This is a genomic window from Nocardia arizonensis, assembly GCF_001310275.1.
Taxonomy (GTDB): domain Bacteria; phylum Actinomycetota; class Actinomycetes; order Mycobacteriales; family Mycobacteriaceae; genus Nocardia; species Nocardia arizonensis.
The window spans coordinates 146,079-167,164 of sequence record NZ_LGYZ01000027.1 but is presented as its reverse complement, the minus strand read 5'-3'; the positions used below and the strand labels follow the sequence as shown (position 1 = coordinate 167,164).

The window sequence follows — 21,086 nt, the reverse complement described above, 5'->3', positions numbered from 1 at the left end:
GACCGCCGCGCTCAGAGTGAGCTCGTGAGGTCCGTTGTCCCGCACGGCGTGTCATTTGTGGATATGGCGAAGCCCCTGGTAGATCAGCTATCGACCAAAACACCTGAATACCAAGGGCTTCGATGCTGTTCTACCGTGCCGCGCTGTCATTGTCACGCCAGACACTCACCTACCTGTCCGGGATGATCCGCCGGCACCGGGTGCGGATCGGTTCGCCGTGGCGGCGGCTCAACCATGGACGCCAGGCTTTGCTCGTGCTGGTCTACCTGCGCAAAGGCGAAACCTACAGCGAGCTGAGCGCCGGGTTCGATGTCTCGACCAGCACCGCGTGGCGGTATGTCGAGGAGACCGTGGAACTGCCGGCCGAACGGTCTCCGGGACTGCGGAAAGCGTTGGCGCGAGCCAGAGCCGAAGGTCACGAATATCTGATTCTCGACGGCACGTCGATCCCGATCGATCGGGTCGCCGCAGATCGTCCGTTCTACTCCGGCAAACACCGGCGCCACGGCATGAACGTGCAGGTCATCTCCACTCCGGACGGGAACGCGGTGTGGGTGTCGGGTGCGTTGCCCGGCAGTGTGCACGACCTCACCGCCGCCCGGATCCGGCAGATCCTCACCACCTTGCGACGCGATGGCTGGACCACTTTGGGCGACAAGGGATATCAAGGCGCGGAAACGCTGCTCACGCCGTACAAGGGCAAGAACAAGCCGGTCTCGCAGAAGGCCGCCAAACGTGCCCACGCCCGGCTACGCGGCCGCGGCGAACGCGCGATCGCCCAGCTCAATAGCTGGAAGATCCTGCGGAAACTGCGCTGCTGCCCGTACAAGGCCGGTCAACTCGCCAAAGCCATCCACGTTTTGCAAGACCGCGAACTCCGTACCGCCGAACGAGGATGAAAAAGGCTCACTGCTCGTGTCCCGGCCCTGTCCCGGGACCCCGCGGAGCTGAGGGCAACTCGATTGGATCGCGGGTTTTGCCTGCACCGAGAAGTCGTCGGCTAACGGTCGTAGGCTCGCCGGGCGGATTCGGCTTCTTCGGGTGTGGCACGGGGGAGATGCCACCACCAATGGCTGGCGGGCAGGTCTTTCGGGATTGCGGTGTCGGGCAGTGGCTCGATGTCGTCTGCGTGTTCGTGGAACAGATCATCGATCTCATCGATCTGTTCGATGTTGTCGGCGCCGAGTGCTTCTCGCCCGCCGGGATACTCATCGATCAGGATCTGCAAGGCTGAACGACGCAGACCGGCGGTCTCCCAACCGAATCCGACCGGGTCCGTTGCGTAGTAGAAGGTACCGTCGACATAGTTGAATACCGTGAGTATGTTCGGCGTGGCCAGTTCGACGAATCGGGATCGAAACTCTTCGAGTTGTTGCGGGCTTGGTTCTTGGTCGCTGTCGGCCAAGGCGTGCAGAGCAAGGATCGCCGTCATCGCGGTCTCGAAGCTGCGGATTCTGCCGTCATTGTCAGATGAATTAGACTCGGCCAGTTCCAGTGAGTGCTTCAGATCGGCCAATGCGGTTGACATGAGGGTGTCAGGGTTGGGTTTGGTGGACATCACTTTTCGACAACCTTGGCCTTTCCGTATGATGCTATCCGAACTGTGCCGTCAGGGTGAATTGCAACTATCGCCTCCATGCTCCATTCTTTCGCCCCGTCGCTAACGCGACGATAGTAGATCAGTTTGATGAGATCTCTGTCGGGTCGTATCCGCACTCGATCTGCTTCACGGATCGTGCGCCCAGCGCTGTCGTGATAGGCATCGATCAGGGAGTTCTGGGCAAGTTCGTATGCGGGTAGCTCTTCCCGGTGCTTGAGTGCGTGGTAGAAGGCGCCCACCGGGTCGCTGAATCCGAGGTCTCGCAGCGCTCGTACCGCGCGATCCAGGGCGTTTCCTCGCAGTGATGGATCGGTTGCCCGTGCTTTCCATCGACTATTTTCGACTGTGCGTCTGTCTTGCTCGAGTGTTTCAACGAGCTCGCCCATTTTTTCGCCGAATTTTTTTCCGGCGTAGTGCCGAATGCCTGGTGTTTGACCTTTGCCGTCGATCTTGACGCTACTCTGCCAGTCGGTTCCGCCGAGGTTTTCCTTGAATTGTATATATTTTGCGTGCACATACTCGTAGTGGTCGGCAAATTTGAATAAATCGTTTCGCCCTCCTGTTTCGAGTGCGAAGGCCATTGCATTCTCGGTCATCCCGGTATCCTTGTCTGAGAACCGAGTATTGGTGACTACCTTGGCGAGTCTATATCGGCCCGGATGGTTCAGCGGGAGGTCACCATAGATGTCCTTCGGATTAATTTTTCCTTTCGCGATCGTGGAGTCGGCCCCGACGAGCAAAGCGTAGTCCTTGTCGTTCAATGCCGCGTATTCGGTGGATTCGCCCGCCCGGTGTCCTTCTGATGAATGCTCTGCGTCTGGTTCCCGGTGGTGGGGTGATTTGGGCTGCTGTGGTTTCGATGGTGTGTCCGGGCTGATGTTCCGTTTCGCGCCGCCATCGAGCGCCGCGGTATGTGGCTGGTCACCTCTGGCGACTCGAGGGTTCGGGGTGTCTCGGGGTGTGGCGGTGCTTCTTGCGACGAGCGCGACGAGGCCGAATGCGACAACGGCGTTGGGGTCGCGCCAGTCGGGGAAACCGATGGCCATGCCGGTGTGGTTGAGCGCTCCGGGGATGTTGTCGCGGTTGTATTCGGTTTTGGCTGCTCTGATGTTGGTGTCGATGCCGGCGGCGACGTCGTCGCTGGTGGGTAGGTGCCAGTCCTGATGGGATGGACTCGACACACAATCAGTGCAGCCCTGCCAGGACGTGGATCGTGCAGGACTCGACGCGCGGGAACGACATCGATGACGTGAGAGTGCGCCGAGCGCGGATGTGGCACATGCGCGCAGTCGAGTCTCGAATAAGCACTCGAATCGCGATGTGGTGAAACGGAATCGGGGCGACTGGCTGCTGCGGTATCCGCAGGAGGCCTGCGGCTGGTGAACGGTTTGACGGATGCGGTCGCTGTCGGTGCTGAAGCGAGCGCTAGGGGGAGGAAGGTCTGATTCCCGGACTTCGCGATGCAGGTATCGACAGCAAAGGGCTTGGAATCACCGTCAATCGATCAGCGCACAGCAATAGCGCTGTCACAAGCCTCACTTAACGCCCTGCCCCGCGTCAACCCCTCGTTGCGAAACGACCCTGCCAGTTCCCCAGAGGGAGCGGCAGCGGCGACGGTGATAGCTCGTACAGTCGCACGTCGCCCGCGCCCCCCATTCGACGGCATCGGTCGTGCGCGGTTGTCACCGAACCGGGGTATCTGTCACCATGCGTACTCCGTAACCGACCGACGAAACGACCTCCGTGAACGAGCCCACGCCAACCTCTCGCCGTCGCCGCTACCTCCGTCGCGCGGTCCTCGCGGCGATGGTGGTGGTACTGCTCGTCCTGGCCGTCGCCGCGGTGGCTCCCCCGCTGCTGCGCGTCCCCGGCCCGGTGACGCTGCTCCACCTGCTCGCCGACCCGCCCTCCACCCAGGGCGCGCTGTTCGCGAGCCGCACCGTCCCCGCCGCGCGCACCCCGCGTCCGTTCCCCACCGCGTCGAGACCCGCGCCGGAAACAGTGCCATGGAAGGGCTCTCGCGTTTCGTTCACCGAATTCCTCACCGCCACTTCGACGAATTCGCTGTTGGTGGTGCGCGACGGCGAGCTGATCCACGAGTGGTATCGCGAGGGAGTCACCGCGACGACCGCGCAATCCTCCTGGTCGGTGGCGAAATCGGTGGTGTCGCTGCTGGTCGGCCGGGCGATCGAGGCCGGCAGGCTGCGCGAGGACGATCGCTTGGCCGACATCCTGCCCGAACTCGCCACCGGGACCGATTACGATCGGGTGACCGTGCGCGAACTGCTCGACATGACCTCCGGGGTCGACGTCAGCGAGAACTACAACCCGTTGTGGCCCTTCACCGGAACCGCGCGGATGTACCTCACCGAGGATCTGCCGGGCTTCCTCGCCGCCCATCGCCGCACCGCCTTCACCCCCGGGTCGCGAGCCGACTACCGCAGCGTCGACACCCAACTACTCGGCGCGATCCTGGCCCGGGTCGACGGCCGATCGGTGGGAGAACAACTGGCACAGGACATCTGGGATCCGATCGGCGCGCAGGACGAGGCGCGCTGGAACCTGGACCGTGAGGGCGGGGTGGAGAAGGCGTTCTGCTGCCTCAATGCGACGGCCCGCGATTTCGCCAAGATCGGGCAACTCGTGCTCGACGACGGTCTGGTCGGTGAACGGCGCATCGTGCCCTCGGCCTGGCTCACCAGGATCTCGACGCCGGTCTCCGAACCGATAGAAGGCTGGCATTACGCCGCACAGTGGTGGCGGCCACCGGGTGCGCCGCATCCCGAACTCGCCGCGGTCGGGGTGTACGGGCAATACATCTGGATCGATCCGCCCACCCGGACGGTCGTCGTCAAGCTCAGCGATCACGGCACGATGCAGGACGAGATCGACACCGTCGAGGTGTTCCGCGCACTGGCCGCCGAGCGGTGAGACCAGCCGCGGCTGTCGTATTGGTGCCGCTCGGCGCAATTCTGGGCTGGACGACGCTGTAGCGCTCGGCCGCACGCCTTCGGCTCGAATGCGTCGGCATCTACCGAAGGCATCGCAACGGTGTCCCCGTTTGAAACGGGGACACCGTTGTCCGCCTTCACACTTCGCCCTGACCGCGAGTCCGGCACTACCGCAGGAAGTTTCGCGACAACATCCGAAAAGGGCAGCGCGGCGCATCAAGGGTTCATAGCGCACTTCCGGTTCAAGCGCCCTGTACAACTCGATCTTGTCGGCGGCCGCTCACCGGAGGTGTGGCCCACCGAGTCAGCGCGCGCGAAACCCTCACCTACATAGATGATTTCACCGAACTGACGAATTGCCGGCAGTGGTCGACAATGGCAGTGGCCGGCGGCTGCCACCTGGACCGCGATATTCGCGGATTGGTGGAAGCCGCCGACCTGGAGAATTCGCCTCGATGCGTGCTACGCCGAGGGCCCCCGATCCCTCGACTTGCTATCGCTCGGAGTCCGGTCTCACACTACCGCGAGGCTCAGACGATCCTGACGTTCATCGTGTAGGAAGCGTCGTGCTCCGCCGACGTGATGGTCAGGTAGTACGTGCCGGTCGCCGGGAGCCAGACCTGGCTCCAGGTGGTGTCGGTGACCATCTGCCGGCCGCCGGGCGCGGTGAGCGTGTAGACGGCGGTGCCCGACGCGGACGTGTAGTGCGAGATGAGCTCGGTGGTCATCTGCTGACCGGCGCGGGCGTCGAGCACCCAGATGTCGACGTACCCGCGGTTGATGTAGCCGTCCACGGAGCCGTGGTCGGTGCCGGGCGCGAACTTCAGCTCGGAATAGACCCCGCTGGCGTTCGCTGCGCCCGCGCCCGCTGTGACGACGAAGAACGTCGCCGCGATCGCGACCATGGCGAACGCCGCCTTGCGGACGATGGTGAGAAAGACAGTCATGATTCCCCCATTGCTCTGTGTACTGCCGAGTGGTACGCAGTAAGGTTGCCGTCCAACGCTTATGGACTCCTTGCGGTTTCCTGAAGACCATTCCGCGGACCGCCGGATCCGAGGGCCGATCCCAGCGGAATCACGGCGCGGTCGGGTCCGGCAGGTGCCGGGCGTGACCGATCGCCTCGGCCAGCAGATCCGCCGCGGTGACCAACTGCGCCTCGGTGTGCTCGCTGGTGAGGAAGAACCGCAGCCGCTCCTGTCCGGCGGGCACCGCGGGCGCGGAGATATTGCCCGCGTATACCCCGCGTTGCAGCAGGTAAGACGAGACGAAACCGGACCGCACCTCACCCGGCACGATCACCGGACAGATGGGCGTGCCCTCGGAGATCCCCAGATCCGAGCCGCGCTCGGTGAGCAGCGCGGTGAACTGTTTCGCATTGGACCACAGGCGGGTCAGTCGCTCCGGTTCCGCCTCGAGGATGTCGATGGCTGCCAGCGCCGCCCCGACCGCGGCGGGCGCCGGACCGCCGGTCAGCATGGCGACGCCCGGTGCCGCGGCCTTCATCGCGCGGATGAGATCGGCGTCGGCGGCCAGGAAGCCGCCGCAACTGCCCAGCGCCTTGGACAGCGTGCCCATCCAGATGTCCACCGCGTCGGCGGGCATGCGGTAGTGCTCGCGGATGCCGTGGCCGTGGTCGCCGAACACGGCGAACGAATGTGCCTCGTCGACCATAACCGCGCAGTCGTATTCCCTTGCGATGGCGGCCAATTCGTCGACCCGGCCGACCGTGCCGTCCATGCTGTAGTGCCCCTCTAGCACCACCAGCGCGCGGTCGAAGCCCGACCGTGACATCCGCAGCACCGCACGCAGTGATTCGGGATCGTTGTGGCGGAACGTAATTCGTCGGCAGCCCGACCACCGCGTGCCCGAGACCACGCTGCCGTGGATCAGCGCGTCGCACACCGCAACGTCGCCTTCGCGCAGCAGGAAGCCGAGCGCGCCGGCGTTGGTGAGGTAGCCGCTGGTGGTGATCATGACGTCACCGACGCCATAGATCGCGGCCAGTCTCGCCTCCAGCTCACGGTAGAGCGGGATCTCCCCGGCGATGATGCGGCTGGCCGCGGCGGAGGCGCCGTAGCGGTCGAGTGCCGCCTTGGCACCCCGCACCACGCCGGGATGGTTGGCCAGGCCGAGGTAGTTGTAGGCGCTGAAGTTGACGAGCTCGCGCCCGGCGGACCGGATGGTCGCGTCGTTGGGGCCCGACCGCGGCAGGAACAACGGGTTGGGCATGTCGCTGTCGTCGTAGAGCTTGACGATCGCGGCCTGCTTGGCCACGGTCGCGGCCACCTCGGGATGATCGGCGAACTGCTTGCCCGGACCGCGGCGGGGGCGGGCCGACGTGCTCGCCGGCCGGGCCGCGGCGGAGGCGGACACCGGCGAGGGGGGCCGGGATCCCGCCCGGCCGGGTGCCGCGACCGATCCGTTCCCTTCCCCGGAACCGTTCGCGAACAACAACTTTCGTGCCAGGTCGCGCGCGGATTCGCTCATGACCGGTCCCCCGCTCCCGCGATTGTGTCGACCGGCTCGCCGGGCGCGGCTGCCGCCGCCATGGACTCAGTCGCTATGCCGTTCGGATGAACAGCGGCTCTATTCGGATTTTCCAGCATGCCGAACAGACCTGATTCGGTGCCGTACGGATTTCCGGTGGCGTCGACCGGGGCCGCCGCCCGGCCGGGCGAATCGGCAGCCGCGCCGACCTCCCCCGATCCCCCGCCGACCAGGTGTTCGGCTATCCGGGCGCCCGCCTGCCCCAACGTGAAGGTGCGACCCATGCTCAGCGAGGACATGTCGATGCCGAGACTCTTGGTCACCAGTGCGCCGAATTCCACCGCCATCAGCGAGTCGAGGCCGAGTTCGGGTACCGGCACGATCAAGTCGATCGAGTCGGCGGACACGCCCATCACGGTGGCCAGCTGTTCGGCCAGCATGTACGCCACGACCTCGCCGCGCTTGCCCTCGTCCAGTTCACGCAGCGCCGCGGCCAGCCGTGCGGACTCCGAATCGTCCTGCGCCGCGGCGGCGATCAGCGCCGCCACCCGTCCGGTCTGGGCGAAGTGCGGTCCCGAGGCCGCCACCTTGCCCCAGTCGATCGGGATGATGTCGGCGTGGTGGTGCAGGCCGAGTTCGAGCGCCTTCTCCATGTACTCGGTGCCCTCGTCCAGCGGCATCGAGTCGAAGCCGGTGTTCCGCAGGTAACGGGCCATGTTGTCGTCGTGTTCGGCCATGCCGCCGCCGGACATGTGCCCCCAGCCGATCGCCAGCGCCGCGCCGCCTCGGCGCACGATGGCGTCGGCCTGCGCCGTCAGGGCCATGTTGGCGGCGGTGTAGGAGTACTGGCCGACGCCGCCGAAAATGGCGCTGCCGGAGGAGAACAGCACGAACATGTCCATCTCGATGCCCACCTGCGCGAGCGCGCGCACCAGTGCGCGGGTGCCCTCGACCTTCGGCCGGTAGACCGAGGCGAGGCTGTCTCGATCCATCATCGTGATGCGTTTGTCGTCCAGCACACCCGCGGTGTGGAAGACACCGCGCAGCGGATGTTCGGCGGTGTGCAGGTCCCGCAGGATCTCGGTCATCACGGCCGGGTCGGTGACGTCACCGCGCGCGGCGGTCACCTCGACCCCCGTCTCCCGCCAGACCGCCAGCTGCCTGCGCGCCGCCTCGGTGCTCGCGCCGCCCCGGCCGAGCAGCGTCAGCCGGGCGGCGCCCTTGCCCACCAGCCACCGACCGACGGCCAGACCGAAGGCGCCGTAGCCGCCGGTGACCAGATACTGTGCGGCCGGGTCGATCTCGACCTCGGGGATGCGCGGGCGCACCAACGGCGCCCGCTCCTCGAAGCTCAGCGCGACCCGCCCGATCCGCGTGGAGCGCGCGACCTCCTCGAAAGCCCTTGTCACTTCAGCGGTTCCGTACAGCTCGTAGGGCAGCGGCACGTACACGCCGTCGGCGAGCTTGGTATTCACCCGGCGCAGCAGGTCCACCGTGTGGGTGCGGCGGCGCGCGAGCATGCGGTCCAGGTCGAGTGAGTGGTAGGAGACGTTCTTGTCGAAGTGGCGCATGTCGAGCATGCCGCCGGTGTAGATGTCGGCCTTGCCGACCTCGACGATGCGCCCGAATTCCGCGACGGCCTCGAAGTTGCGGCGCAGCATATCGCCGGGCGCGGTGCTGATCACCACGTCGACGCCGTGGCCGCCGGTCAGCGCGAGCACGTCCTCGGCGAAGTTCAGCGACCGGGAGTCCAGCACGTGGTCCGCGCCTCGCGTGCGCGCGTAGGCGCGGCGTTCCTCGGTGCTCGCGGTCCCGATCACGATGGCGCCGTGCAGTTTCGCGATCTGCACGGCCGCCGCGCCGACGCCGCCCGCCGCGCCGTGCACGAGCACCGTCTCGCCCTGCCGCACCCTCGCCAGTTCCAGCAGCGCGTACTCGGCGGTGCCGAATGCGGTCGAATTGGTGCAGTGGCCGGGTTCGACGTCCGGGTCGAGCTTGCTGACCAGGTCGGCGTCCGCGGTGTTGTACCGACGGATCATGTCCTTGCAGCCCAGGCTCACCGTATCGCCGACGGCGACGTGGGTGACGCCTTCGCCGACCCTGGTGACGGTGCCGATGCCTTCCATGCCCGGCGAGCCGCCGAAGAAGGTCTGGGCCAGATCGCGTTCGGTGAGCACGCCGAGGATCTTCAGCGGGTCCTTGTAGTTCAGGCCGACGGCCCGCATCCGCACCTCGACCTCGCCGGATTCCGGTGCGCGACGGCCGCATTCGCGCCAGGCCAAGCGGGAGAGCACCCGCGACTTGGGGATCTCCAGCGCGAAGTTCGCCTCGGGGTCGGTGAGCGGCGCGGCCTGCTCGAGCGCCTCGACGCGCTCGGGCAGGCTCGCGGTCACCACGGTCACCCACCGCAGGCCGTTGCGCAGCGCCACCTCGTCGGCGTGGTCGTAGGTGAACGCGCCGGGAATGTTCAGCTCCGCGGCCAGTTCCGTGTCGGCGGTGTCGACGTCGAGGTCGACCAGTCGCCAGCGCAGCCGCGGCTGTTCGTTGAGCAGCACCCGGCGCGCGCCCGCGACGGCGGCGTGCATCGGATCGGGGGCGGTGTCGCCCGCCGGATGGGCGTAGGCGTGCTCGGTGACGACGGTCGCGTGGATCGAGCCGTCGCCGGTCATCGGCATGTCGACGCCGAGCTGGTCCATGCGGACCTCGAGGAAGCTCTCCAGCGCCACGGCCAGTCTGCGCAGCGTCCACAGGGTGTCCAGGTCGGTGTGGCGCGCGGCGACCACCACCACGTGCAATCGGTGCACGTCGTCGGCTGCGACGGCGGCGTGCAGGCGTTCGACGAACACGTCCTCGAGGTCGGTCCGGTTCGGGTCGGCGACGGTGAGCACCTCGCCACGCGCCACGATCCCGGCGATCCGGCGCGCCCGCGCGGTCGTCTCGGCGGCCAGGTCCACCACAAGGGTGTGCACGGTGTCCGCGGGCGGCAGCGCGGTACGGTCCACCGGATCGCGCATCTCCCAACGGTTCTCGTAGAAGAAATCGGTCATCCGCGCCAGCGCGCCGCGGCCGGGGGCGATGGAGCCGAAGCGCATGCCACGGATCTGGAGCAGTACGGAATCGTCGGCCCCGAGCAGGTCGATGTCGGCGCGCGGCTCGCCCGCGGTGTCGAGCCGGGCGAGCACGGTCACCTGCTCGGGGATGGCCGCGAAGGCGCGCACGGAATCGACTCCGACCGGCACCATCGCGCCGTCGTTGCTCGTGCCGCCGCCGACGAGCAGTGCGGCGATGCTCTGGAGCGCGGCGTCGACGACGCACGGGTGCGCCAGGTGGCCGGAGTCGGTGGCGATCGTGGCGTCCAGGGTGGCGAGCACGGTGGTCTGGCGCACCCGCACCGAGGTGGCGCGCCGGAATGCCGGGCCGTACCGCAGGCCACGCGCGGCCAGGCCCCCGTAGAACTCCTCTGGCACGATCTCGTGCATGTCGGCGATATCGGGCAGTCGCACCTCGGCCGGTTCGAAGATGCCCTCGACCAGCCTTCCGGTGGCATTGACCGTCCACGCCTCGGCCGCCGCGCCGTGCGAGCGGATGACGAAGCGTCGGGTGGATTCCTCCACCCGCAGTTCCACCAGGGGCGCGTCGCCGTCCGCCACGACCAACGGCGCCACGAATCGCACGTCCTCGACCGCCACCCGGGTGGTCTCGCCGCGCAGCGCGGCCGCGCTCAGCGCGGCGTCGAGGTAGGCGGCGCCCGGCAGGATGCGGGTGCCGCCGACGACGTGGTCGGCCAGCCAGGGCATCGCACCGATACTCAGCCGCACCGTCCAGGTGGTGGTGGGGTCGCCGAGGTCGGGATCGCCGAGCATCGGGTAGGCGCCGGGCGTGCCGTGCCTGCGCTGCTCGAAGACGGGCAGGTCGGAGCGCAGTCTCGTACGCTGCCACGGGTAACGCGGGAGGTCGGTGTGCGGGGTGGCGGGCAGGTCGGCGAAGAGCGCGTCGATGTCGAGCACGCCCGCGGTGTAGAGGTCGGCCAGGGTGCGGCGAATGCTGTCGTGGTCGTCCCGCGTGCGGTGCAGGGTGGCGACGGTGGTGCCGGTCTCCCCCGCGCCAAGCAGGATCTCGCGAATGTTGGCGCCCAGCACCGGATGCGGGCCCACCTCGAGGAACACCCGGCTACCGGCGCCGACCAGCGCGGTGACCGCGTCGGCGAAGCGCACGGGGTTTCGTACGTTGCCACACCAGTATTCGGCGTCCCAGTCGCCCGAGGTCACCCGCTGACCGGTGACCGTCGAGTACAGCGGCAGCACCGGATCGGTGAGCTTCAGATCGGCGAGCGCGCCGCGCAGCTCGTCCAGGATCGGCTCCATCAGGTAGCTGTGGTAAGGCACCTCGACGTGCAGCCGCTTGGCGAAAATCCCTTCGGCGGTGAGGCTTTCGGCGATTTCGTCGAGCCGGTGCACCGCGCCCGCGAGGGTGACGGCGTTGGGGCTGTTGACAGCGGCGATGTCGACCTGTGCGTCGCCGTCGATGAATTCGCGCGCCGCCGCGGGCGCGAGGCCCACCGCGAGCATGCCGCCCGAGCCCGCGGTGGTGGCCTGCAACCGGGCCCGGTGATAGCTCACCAGCAGCGCGTCGCGCAGGCACAGCATGCCGGTGACGTAGGCCGCCGACACCTCGCCCACGCTGTGGCCGACCACCGCGGCGGGCCGGATGCCCGATTCGGCGAGCAGCGCCACCAGCGACACCTGGACCAGGAAGTTCGCCGGTTGTGCGATGGCGGTGCCGGTCACCCGCGACTCCGACTCCGAGCGCAGCAGCTCCTCGACGATCGACCAGCCCGCGATCTCGCGGAACTCCGCGTCGACGCGACGGGCCTCGGCGGCGAAGACGCCGTCGGCTTCCAACAACTGCCTGCCCATCCCCCACCACTGCGGGCCCATGCCGGTGAAGACGAACACCGGCTCGTCGGTGTGACGCGGGATCACCTTGGCGGCGCCGCGCGCACTCCCCTCGGCCAGCTCGACGAGGCCGCGAACCAGTTCGGCCTCGTCGCCGAAGGGCACCGCGGTCCGATACGGGTGGTGCCGCCGGCGGGTCCAGGCCGCCTCGGCCAGGCGCTGCGGGTCCGCGCCCGCCGCGATGTGCTCGGCGAAGCCGCGGGCCAGCTCCCGCACGGCGGGTTCGCTGCGGCCCGACAGCGGCAGGACGCCGTGGTGGCGCGGCGGGCGCGAGTCCCGTCGCGGCGCGACGTATTCCTGCAGAATGGCATGCCCGTTGGTGCCGCCGTAGCCGAAACCGTTGACGGCGACGGTCATTCGCTCGACCTCGGGTCCGACCGGTTCCGCCTCCAGCTGTAGTCGGATGCCGAGTTCGTCGAAGGGGATCTCGGGGTTCGGCTCGTCGAGCCAGCCCTGCGGTGCGATGGTGCGGTGCGCGATGGCCAGCGCGGACTTGATGACGCTCGCGATGCCGGACGCCGCCTCGGTGTGCCCGAGCTGCCCCTTCACCGAGCCCACGCCCAGCGGCCCGGTGCGGCCGGGCACCCGGCCGTAGGCGCGGCCGATGGCGCGCAGTTCCAGCGGGTCGCCGACGGGGGTGCCGGTGCCGTGCGCCTCGACGTAGGTGACCTCGTGCGGGGCGATGCCCGCACGCTCGGTCACCGTCTTGGCCAGCGCCTCCTGCAAATCGGCGTTGGGCACGGTGATGGCGGTGGTGCGGCCGTCCTGGTTCGAGCCGGTCGCCTTGACCACCGCGTAGATCCGGTCGCCGTCGCGTTCGGCGTCGGCGAGCCTCTTGAGGACGACCATGCCCGAACCCTCACCGCGGCCGTAGCCGTCGGCGGCGGCGTCGAAGGGCTTGCTGCGCCCGTCGGCGGCCAGGAAGCCGCCCTTGCACATGGACACGAACGGCTCGGGCTGCAACAGCATGGTGACCCCGCCCGCCATCGCCACCTCGCAGTCGCCGTTGTCCAACGCCTGACAGGCCAGGTGCAGCGCGACCAGCGAGGACGAGCAGGCGGTGTCCAGGGTGACCGCGGGTCCGACCAGGTTGAGCGCGTAGGCGATCCGGTTGGACAGCATGGTGTAGGAGGCGCCGACCGCGGTGTGCATGTCCACATGCGGCAGGGCGTCTCCTGCCACGGAGACCGCCAGCTGGTCGAGGGTGAACGCGCCGACGTACACGCCGACCGGTCTTCCGGTGACCCGTCCGGCGATGCCCGCGTCGTCGAGCGCCTCCCAGGCCACCTCGAGGATCAGGCGCTGCTGCGGGTCCATCGAGGCCGCCTCGCGCGGGGAGATGCCGAAGAAGTCGGGGTCGAACTCCCACGGGTCGGCGGTCATGAACGCCGCGCGCTTGGTGTACATGCGGCCCGGGGTGCGCCTGTCCGGGTCGTAGAAGCGCCGGTAGTCCCACCGCTGCGGCGGGATGTCGACCACGCCGTCGCGTTTGTCGATCAGGAAGTCCCAGAACGATTCCGGCGAATCGACACCACCCGCGTACCGGCAACCGATACCGACAACGGCCACATCAGACACAACGACTCCTCGGTGAAACTCGAAAAACCCGGCGCGCGAACCAATCAGGGCGCGGCGACAGAGGCGGGGGGACGCAGGACGAAGTTCATCTGCGGCCCGTCGGATCCGATCCGTACGCGCTCGACCAGGTCGCAGCCGAGCGCGCGGTAGTAGGCGACATTGCCGTCCTTGCAGATGCCGCCGAGGCTCGCGTCCGCGGCGTCGGACGCCTCGGCCAGCGCGCCCCACAGTGCCCGGCCGACCCCGCGACGCCGCATGCGGGGCAGGCAGCCCAGATAGACCAGGAAGGTGTGCGGACGAACCGGCGCTACCTGCGCCATCGCCGTGTCCACCGCCACGCCGCGGCGAGTGCTCGCGGGCCCCATCGCCCACAGCAGTTGCGGGCCTGCCACCGCACGGTGCCGCAGCGGCGTGCGACGCACCGGCGGGTAGTACAGCGCCGCGCCGACCACCCGGTCGTCGAGCAGCGCCACCGACGCACCGCCGACCGGCAGGAAGCGGTGCCGGATCATGGCCCGCAACATGCCCGGCGTCCGCCTGCGCCGTTCCTCGATCGACGGGAAGACGTACTCCTCGATCGGATCGTCGGTCGCGAATGCCTGCGCGAGCACCTTCACGATGTCGCCCACATCCCCGTGGGTGGCTCGGCGAACGACCGGACGAGTCTGTTGATTCACAACTGTCCCTTACGCTTTCGTGCCTGTGCGTCCGCCGTGTACGGACTGCGCCGTCCAACGCTCCGGCGAGCCCAGTGGTGGGCTACTCGACAGTAGGTTACTCACGGGACAACTTTCCATCCGAGGAGTTGTGACAAAGAACAGTCGACGGCACCCTTGCCCGATGGACCGTGGTCACCTACACTCCGCCACCAAATCAGCTGCGCAGCTGCATGTTCGGCGCGCGTTCTCGCGGCTACCCCACGCGCACAGCGACTTCCGGCGACGTCCGCCCGCCATGCTCAGCGCATCGCGCGGCCGTCGGCCACCCGGACATCGATATGCGTTGGCCTGAAGCGATTCTCTTGTCGGGTAAAAAATCATCTATCCCGGACGTCCACCCCAAGCGCACATTCGACACCGAGGGCCGGGAAGCGCCTATCGCTCGGCGTCGCTTCTCTCGACCACCCAGCCGGCCGCCGCGGATACGGAAGCCGCTCTGGTGTGCGGATACAACGACGATACGGAGATCGGCGCGGTCTTCGACAACTGCGGCCCGGATACCGTTCGCCTACTCACCACCGACTTCATCGGCGGCGAGAGCACTCAGTGCGTCGCGCCGTTCAGCATTCTCCGTCTCGGTCCGAGCTGGTTCGTCGCGAATTCTGTCGTCATCGGCCCTCTGCTGACCATGACCCTCGGAACCCGCGACGACTCGGCGACCCGAGCGGCGGCGTGGGAGTACTGCGACGACGTATGCCATTCGCGCGGCTGCGTCGAGGTGCCGTTCACTTGCGGCACCGCCTGGGTGTACACGTGCGACGGCAATTGCTTCCGCGCCGCACCGGGACCGACGGGCGCGGTGAGGGCGACGCCGCCGCGCCCGCCCGGGTTGCGGTCGTAGCGACCCGCGAAATCACCGGGTCGCTACGCGGTTGTCCGTGTCGGCTCACGAGCGCCGTTGACGCTGTTGGCGCTCAGCCAGCAGTCGGCGGCTATTCGAATCGCGACGAATGATGGTTCACTTTCGGCTACTATTCCGGTTCGGATGACCGCTGGAGCGGACACCGCGAGGACCGGGTCGGTTCGGCCGACTCGCGTCGTTCGCTCCGCTATCAGAGGAGCAGCATGTACCCCGGCGCACACGTCGACCGATTCCCGGACAAGCCCGCCATCATCATGGCCGAGACCGGTGAGACGCTGACTTATCGGCAACTCGAGGAGAACTCCGTGCGGCTGGCCCGGCACCTGCACGATGCGGGGCTGCGCAAGGGCGACCACATCGCACTGCTGTCGCGCAACGACCCGAAGGTGTACGAGGTCTATTGGGCCGCGCTGCGGTCCGGGCTCTACATCACCGCCGTGAATTGGCATCTCGCGCCCGCCGAGATCAGCTATATCGTCGAGGACTGCGGTGCGCGCGCACTCGTCGTCGACGCGGCGTTGGCGCAGGCGGCCGAGCAGGTCGTCGAGGACACACCCCGGGTCGAGATCCGGCTGGCATTCGGCGGTGCCGTCACCGGGTACAAGTCCTACGAGGAAGCCCTCGCGGCCGCGTCCCCCGAACCGCTCGCCGATCAACCGCGCGGCACCGACATGCTCTACTCCTCCGGCACCACCGGCCGACCCAAGGGCATCAAGCCACCGCTGTCCGATCGTCAGGTCGGCGACCCGCCCGGGGACACCTACACCGCGATCTTCGGCCCCCTCTACAAGTTCGAGTCGGACAGCGTCTACCTGTCCCCCGCACCGCTCTACCACGCCGCGCCGTTGCGTTTCGGCGGCGTGGTGAACGCGCTCGGTGGCACGCTGGTGGTGATGGAGAAGTTCGACGCCGAGGGCGCGCTGGCGGCCATCGAGCGCTATCGCGTGACCCACAGTCAGTGGGTGCCCACCATGTTCGTGCGGATGCTCAAGCTCGATGAATCGGTGCGGGCCCGTTACGACGTGTCGAGCCTCGAGGTCGCCGTCCACGCCGCCGCGCCCTGTCCGGTCGAGGTGAAGCGGGCCATGATCGACTGGTGGGGACCGATACTGTACGAGTACTACGCCAGCACCGAAGCCAACGGCGCCACATTCATCGACAGTGAGCAGTGGCTACGCAAACCGGGTTCCGTCGGCACCGCCGGACTCGGCGTCATCCGGGTGTGCGGCGAGGACGGCGCAGAACTGCCCTCGGGTGAGATCGGCGCCGTCTACTTCGAACGCGAGGAACAACCCTTCGCCTACCACAACGACCCGGCCAAGACGGCCGAGGCGGTCCACCCCGACCATCCCACCTGGACCACGACCGGCGACATCGGCTACGTCGACGAGGAGGGTTACCTGTTCCTAACCGACCGCAAGGCATTCACGATCATCTCCGGCGGCGTCAACATATATCCGCAGGAAATCGAGGACGCCCTCGCCCTGCATCCCGCGGTGCTCGACGTGGCGGTCATCGGCGTTCCTGACGAGGAGATGGGCGAATCGGTCAAGGCCGTCGTTCAACCCGCGCCGGGCGTCGAACCCGGTACGGAATTGGCGGCGGAATTGCGCGCCTATCTCCGCGAACGGATCGCCGCCTACAAGGTGCCGCGCACCGTCGACTTCTCCGACGACCTGCCCCGCACCCCCACCGGCAAACTCGTCAAGGGCAAGCTCCGCGCCCGCTATCTGTGAACCGATAACGGCGCACAGGCGCAGCGAACCGCTTGGTGGAGAACGGCTTCGACGCGGTCGATACGAGTGGCGGATTCATCCGGCAATCCGCCACCGCACGACTCGTGGCGCGGTCCTGTGACATCGAACCGATGAACGAACCGGTGTCGAAGCCGTGAGAGCGGGCATACCGGCCCTATGGTGACGACGACACGCTCTCTTGCCGCGACGAATCGGCCGTACCCGCGTCCTTACCACAGGGCCGCCACCACGACCGCGCGCGCAACGCCCACCGGTCCCCGGCTCCACGCCCGCCGCGAAGCCGTCCTTGTTCCGGGCATCTGCTCGGCGGCGCTCGGATCGCTCGTGGCGGTGTGGCCGGGCGCGACGATCTCCTCACTCGGCCTGCTTTTCGGCATCGGACTCGCGATCAACGCGGGAACGCAGGTATTCCTCGCCGTCGACGGCCGGTTCGCGATCGCGTTGCGCGCCTTCCTGTTTCTGAGCGGCCTGCTGACGGCGGGATTCGCCGCGCTGAGTCTCAGCGACGGGAATTCGGTGCCGATGCTGTCGATGTGGCTCGGCGCGAGTTGGGCGATCCTCGGTGTCGGCCGGGCGATCGCGGCCGTGTGGGACGACGACGCCGCCGACGCCGTACCGCACGAGGTGGTCGCCGCCGCGACGATGCTGACCGGAATAGTCGTCCTGCTGTCGCCGCTGGAATCCACGACCTCGCTGCGGATCGTCGGCGCACTCGCCTCGATTCTGCTCGGCGCGGCGAACCTGGCGTTGGCCGGTGTCGGACGCGGCCTCGTCGCACTCCGCTCGTCCGAAGCGTGAATGCGGTTGTGCGCCGACTGATCAGTGCGCTGTGGTGAACCGCCGTCCATTCCGCCTATCCGCGATTGCGGATGGTGCGTACGCTCAGGACCCGTGGGGAGAATGAGCCCCCGGTTGCCGCTGCCCGGCGGGCGGCGAGCGCGACCGAGTCTGCGAAACGTCGGTCAGACCGTTCGGCCGCCCAAACGTTGAACCGCGTCCTCCATGTGCTCGACCAGAAGTGCGCGAGCGCGCTGCGGCGGCCCAGCGGCGATCGCCACGTGCAATTCGACATGTTCACGGGCCTGGTCGCGCAGATCAGGGTAGGTCGTCTGGAGCGCTCCCAGGCACATCCGGGTCTCGATCAACAGTGTGCGCGCGGCGCGCACCAGACGCGGACTGCCCGCGCTGTCGACCAGGGCCTCGTGGAACGCCTGATCGGCTTCGGAGACGCCGACGGCGTCACCGCCGTCGGCGGCCTCGCACATGCGGGTGACACACGGGGCGATGGCGGCGTCCGCGCGGTCGCGGCGGCCGTCCAGGATCAATTCCAGTGCGCCGCCTTCGATGGCGGTGCGCGCGCGGTAGATGTCCACCACGTCCTCGAGGGTGAGGTCGATGACGAAGATGCCTCGATTGCGGATGCTGTACAGCAGCCCTTCCGACACCAGTCGCTGCATGGCCTCGCGGATGGGGCCGCGCGAGACCTCGAAACGGGCGGCGAGGTCGGCCTCGCCGAGTTGGGAGCCGGGGGCGAGATTGCCGCGCATGATGGCTTCGCGCAGCCGGTCGGCGATCATCTCCGCGGTCGACTGCCTGTGCACCGGTTCGAAGTCAATGATCGACATGGTCCCGCCTTTCCGCGAACAGGGTACCGAGCGCGGGCGCGGCGGTACTCAGCCCGGCCAGTCGCAGGCCCGACCAGATCGTCACCTGGTTCGCGGTGAGGACCGGTTTGCCCAGTGCCGCTTCGAGTTCCGGGAGCACCGCGAGGGTGTGCATGGCGGTGTCGGGAATGAGCAGGGCCTGCGCGTCGGGGTGATCGTTGGTCACGGCCAACTCACGGACCCGCGCCGCGGTGAGGGTGCCGACCTCGGCCGCGGTGTCGATACCCGCGCTCGACATGGATACGACCTCGACGCCCGCGTCGGCCAGGAACTCGACGAACAGCCCGGCGACATCATCGGGATAGCTCGCGGCGACGGCCACCGTGCGCACGTCCAGGGCGCGCGCGGCATCGGTGAAGGCGAAACTGGTGCTCGTGGCGGGCGCCCCCGCCGCTTCCTCGAGCGCCACGGCCTGATCGCGCGCGCCGCGCGGACCGTAGACGAAACTGCCGGAGGTGCAGGCCCAGACGACGGCGGCGGGCCGGTGCGGGGCGAGCAACTCCGCGCCGCGGCGCAGTTTCTCCGCACTGCCGAGGTCGAGCAGTTCGGGGACGGCGTGCAGGTCGGTGCCGTAGATGTGCGCGACCGGAAGCTCCACGTCCAGACCCGCCTCGGCCAATATCGTCGCGGCGAGTGGGTAGTCGTCCTCGGCGGCGTGGTCGGGGTAGATGAAGCCGATGGTCGGTGCGCGCATGGGGTATCCGTTCAGAAGACGTCGAGTAGCCACTTCCCCGGCCCCATCGTCGGAAGCTTCATCCGGCCGAGACAGGCCCACATGGTGAGCTGGTTGGCGGTGAGCACGGGTTTGCCGAGCAGCTGTTCCAGCGGCTCGATCACGTCGTAGGTGGGCAGGTTGGTACAGCTGACGAAGATGGCCTCGGCGCTCGGGTCGTCGGCGCCGACGATGCGTTCGGCGATGGTGCGGTAGTTGACCTTCCAGATGCCGCCGCCCAATCCGAGGTGGTCCGACCGGACCACCTCGCACCCCGCCTCGCCGAGGAAATCGTGCAGTTTGTGGGTGAGGATCTCGTCGTACGGGGTGATCACCGACATCCTGCTGATGTCGAGATGGCGGATGGCCTCGACCAAGGCGCCGGAGGTGGTGACCGCGTCGAGGGCGCCCGCCGCGCAGATGGTGTCGCGCAGCGAACGCTCGTAGTCGAGCCCTTTGATGAAACTCCCCGAGGTGCACAGGTAGGCGACCACCTCCGGTTCGACGTGCAGCACATTGCGCGTCGCGGCGGTGAGGTGCACCGCGTCGGAGACCAGCTCGGCCATCTCGAGCGACACCGGGACCGGCTCGTACGGGGTGCGCGCGAGGTGCAGGCTCACCTCGAGCGGCGCCCATCGCCACAGCTCTCGTTCGAGCGCCAGGTCGAAAGGCGCGATGATCCCGATGCCCCTTTGTGCGACGGGGCCCTCTATCAGGGGGAAGCTGAGTTCCACTATGGCCCCTCTCGCGCTCAGCCGGGTAGACCTCCGAACACGATCGGATTGTTGACAATCATACGATGCGTTTCTAGTGTGTCAATGTGGAACAGGACCCGATTATCACCGTCCTGCACGGCGAGGCACTACCCGACGCGGATCACATGGCCCGGATCGCCGACCGGGCCGAAGTCCGCTACACCGATGCATCGGGGCTGGCCGAAGCGCTGCGCGGCGCGGATATCCTGTTCGTCTACGACTTCCTCACCCGCGCCGTCCCCGGCGCGTGGCACGCGGCGGACCGGCTGCGCTGGATCCATATGGGCTCCACCGGCGTCGATCCGGTCATGTTCCCCGAGGTGCGCGCCAGTGACGTCGTGGTGACCAATACGCGCGGCCTCTTCGACACCGCCATCGCCGAGTACGTGCTCGGTCAGATCCTGTCCTTCGCCAAGGATCTGCCCGGTTCGCTGCGGCTGCAACAGCACGGCACGTGGCGGCACCGGGAATCCGAGCGCATCGCGGGCACGACCGCACTGATCGTGGGCACCGGCCCCATCGGACGGGCCATCGCCCGGCTGCTGCGCGCCGCGGGCATGTCGGTGCGCGGGGTCGGACGGCGCGCCAGGGCCGATGATCCCGACTTCGGCACGGTCGGCGTCGATCTGCACGCCGAACTGCCACGAGCGGACTATGTGATCGCCATCGCACCGCTCACGCCGCAGACCCGGAACATGTTCGACGCGACGGCGTTCGCGGCGATGAAACCCCATGCGAGGTTTGTCAATGTCGGCCGTGGGGAACTTGTGGTTACCGACGATCTCGTCGCCGCGCTCGGCGACGGGACGATCGCGGGCGCGGCGCTTGACGTGGTCGATCCCGAGCCGCTGCCGAGCGCGCACCCGCTCTGGCGGATGACGAATGTCGTTGTCACCCCGCATAATTCGGGTGATTTCATCGGCTGGCGGCGCGGCATCGTCACCGCGTTCGCCGAGAATTTCGACAATTGGATCGCCGAGCGACCACTGGACAATGTCGTCGACAAGGAGCTGGGGTACGTGCCCGGCTGAAGGAGCCCATGC

Annotated in this window: 15 protein-coding genes; 6 read left to right on the top strand and 9 right to left on the bottom strand. The window is 67.8% G+C overall.

All coding sequences use genetic code 11. From position 1 onward, the window contains the following. Window positions 1-122 precede the first annotated feature (122 nt). Window positions 123-899: an IS5/IS1182 family transposase gene (locus APZ21_RS04750; protein ID WP_054811964.1), complete on the top strand. Its 777-nt coding sequence runs from the start codon at window positions 123-125 to the stop codon at window positions 897-899. A 101-nt stretch (window positions 900-1,000) separates the two neighbouring features. Here APZ21_RS04750 and APZ21_RS04745 read toward each other — a convergent pair whose 3' ends face one another. Next, the gene (locus APZ21_RS04745) at window positions 1,001-1,558 is read right to left on the bottom strand and encodes a hypothetical protein (RefSeq protein WP_054811963.1); all 558 of its coding nucleotides are present in this window, start codon (window positions 1,556-1,558) and stop codon (window positions 1,001-1,003) included. Then, on the bottom strand, window positions 1,558-2,781 hold the full coding sequence (locus APZ21_RS33685) for a hypothetical protein (RefSeq protein WP_156370661.1): 1,224 nt from the start codon (window positions 2,779-2,781) through the stop codon (window positions 1,558-1,560). Before APZ21_RS33685 ends, APZ21_RS04745 begins: the two co-directional genes overlap by 1 nt. A 562-nt stretch (window positions 2,782-3,343) precedes the next feature. Here APZ21_RS33685 and APZ21_RS04730 point away from each other — a divergent pair. Next, window positions 3,344-4,531, top strand: coding sequence for a serine hydrolase domain-containing protein (locus tag APZ21_RS04730; protein WP_054811960.1), 1,188 nt, complete (start codon window positions 3,344-3,346; stop codon window positions 4,529-4,531). Between the two features lie 550 nt (window positions 4,532-5,081). On the opposite strand, the gene APZ21_RS04725 is transcribed toward APZ21_RS04730, so the two are convergent. The 4 genes from APZ21_RS04725 to APZ21_RS04710 form a co-directional block, all read right to left on the bottom strand. Then, window positions 5,082-5,498: a hypothetical protein gene (locus APZ21_RS04725; RefSeq protein WP_054811959.1), complete on the bottom strand. Its 417-nt coding sequence runs from the start codon at window positions 5,496-5,498 to the stop codon at window positions 5,082-5,084. A gap of 130 nt (window positions 5,499-5,628) precedes the next feature. Continuing rightward, window positions 5,629-7,041, bottom strand: coding sequence for an aminotransferase class I/II-fold pyridoxal phosphate-dependent enzyme (locus APZ21_RS04720; RefSeq protein ID WP_054811958.1), 1,413 nt, complete (start codon window positions 7,039-7,041; stop codon window positions 5,629-5,631). Next, on the bottom strand, window positions 7,038-13,574 hold the full coding sequence (locus APZ21_RS04715; protein ID WP_054811957.1) for a type I polyketide synthase: 6,537 nt from the start codon (window positions 13,572-13,574) through the stop codon (window positions 7,038-7,040). The genes APZ21_RS04720 and APZ21_RS04715 overlap by 4 nt, the downstream gene beginning before the upstream one ends. Window positions 13,575-13,618: 44 nt before the next feature. Continuing rightward, window positions 13,619-14,203 carry a GNAT family N-acetyltransferase gene (locus APZ21_RS04710; RefSeq protein ID WP_054811956.1) on the bottom strand — a complete coding sequence of 195 codons (585 nt, stop codon included), beginning with the start codon at window positions 14,201-14,203 and terminating at the stop codon, window positions 13,619-13,621. 529 nt (window positions 14,204-14,732) lie between these two features. Here APZ21_RS04710 and APZ21_RS04705 point away from each other — a divergent pair. From APZ21_RS04705 to APZ21_RS04695, 3 genes are all read left to right on the top strand, one after another. After that, on the top strand, window positions 14,733-15,134 hold the full coding sequence (locus APZ21_RS04705) for a hypothetical protein (protein WP_054811955.1): 402 nt from the start codon (window positions 14,733-14,735) through the stop codon (window positions 15,132-15,134). 224 nt (window positions 15,135-15,358) lie between these two features. Beyond that, window positions 15,359-16,891, top strand: coding sequence for an acyl-CoA synthetase (locus tag APZ21_RS04700; RefSeq protein WP_054811954.1), 1,533 nt, complete (start codon window positions 15,359-15,361; stop codon window positions 16,889-16,891). 345 nt (window positions 16,892-17,236) lie between these two features. Next, complete coding sequence (locus tag APZ21_RS04695) at window positions 17,237-17,710, top strand: DUF308 domain-containing protein (protein WP_174553549.1); 474 nt, start codon at window positions 17,237-17,239, stop codon at window positions 17,708-17,710. Between the two features lie 164 nt (window positions 17,711-17,874). Here the strand turns inward: APZ21_RS04695 and APZ21_RS04690 are convergent, their stop codons facing one another. The 3 genes from APZ21_RS04690 to APZ21_RS04680 are packed head-to-tail and all read right to left on the bottom strand — an operon-like array spanning window position 17,875 to window position 20,025. Continuing rightward, window positions 17,875-18,537 (bottom strand): GntR family transcriptional regulator, encoded by a 663-nt coding sequence (locus APZ21_RS04690; protein ID WP_054811953.1) that lies wholly within the window; start codon window positions 18,535-18,537, stop codon window positions 17,875-17,877. Then, window positions 18,524-19,270 carry a maleate cis-trans isomerase family protein gene (locus APZ21_RS04685; protein ID WP_054811952.1) on the bottom strand — a complete coding sequence of 249 codons (747 nt, stop codon included), beginning with the start codon at window positions 19,268-19,270 and terminating at the stop codon, window positions 18,524-18,526. The genes APZ21_RS04690 and APZ21_RS04685 overlap by 14 nt, the downstream gene beginning before the upstream one ends. Window positions 19,271-19,281: 11 nt before the next feature. Next, a complete protein-coding gene (locus APZ21_RS04680; protein WP_239476492.1) occupies window positions 19,282-20,025 on the bottom strand; it encodes a maleate cis-trans isomerase family protein in 744 nt (247 codons plus the stop codon). Between the two features lie 83 nt (window positions 20,026-20,108). Between APZ21_RS04680 and APZ21_RS04675 the strand changes: the two genes are divergently transcribed. Further along, entirely contained in the window at window positions 20,109-21,074 is a 966-nt protein-coding gene (locus APZ21_RS04675; RefSeq protein WP_054811950.1) for a D-2-hydroxyacid dehydrogenase, read from the top strand. The last annotated feature ends 12 nt before the right edge of the window (window positions 21,075-21,086 follow it).

Excerpts from the sequence above, each read along its gene's own strand:
- APZ21_RS04685 (WP_054811952.1), bottom strand. The coding sequence starts at position 19,270 with ATGCGCGCACCGACCATCGGCTTCATCTACCCCGACCACGCCGCCGAG.
- APZ21_RS04690 (WP_054811953.1), bottom strand. The coding sequence starts at position 18,537 with ATGTCGATCATTGACTTCGAACCGGTGCACAGGCAGTCGACCGCGGAG.
- APZ21_RS04750 (WP_054811964.1), top strand. The coding sequence starts at position 123 with ATGCTGTTCTACCGTGCCGCGCTGTCATTGTCACGCCAGACACTCACC.
- APZ21_RS04720 (WP_054811958.1), bottom strand. The coding sequence starts at position 7,041 with ATGAGCGAATCCGCGCGCGACCTGGCACGAAAGTTGTTGTTCGCGAAC.
- APZ21_RS04725 (WP_054811959.1), bottom strand. The coding sequence starts at position 5,498 with ATGACTGTCTTTCTCACCATCGTCCGCAAGGCGGCGTTCGCCATGGTC.
- APZ21_RS04700 (WP_054811954.1), top strand. The coding sequence starts at position 15,359 with ATGTACCCCGGCGCACACGTCGACCGATTCCCGGACAAGCCCGCCATC.
- APZ21_RS04745 (WP_054811963.1), bottom strand. The coding sequence starts at position 1,558 with ATGTCCACCAAACCCAACCCTGACACCCTCATGTCAACCGCATTGGCC.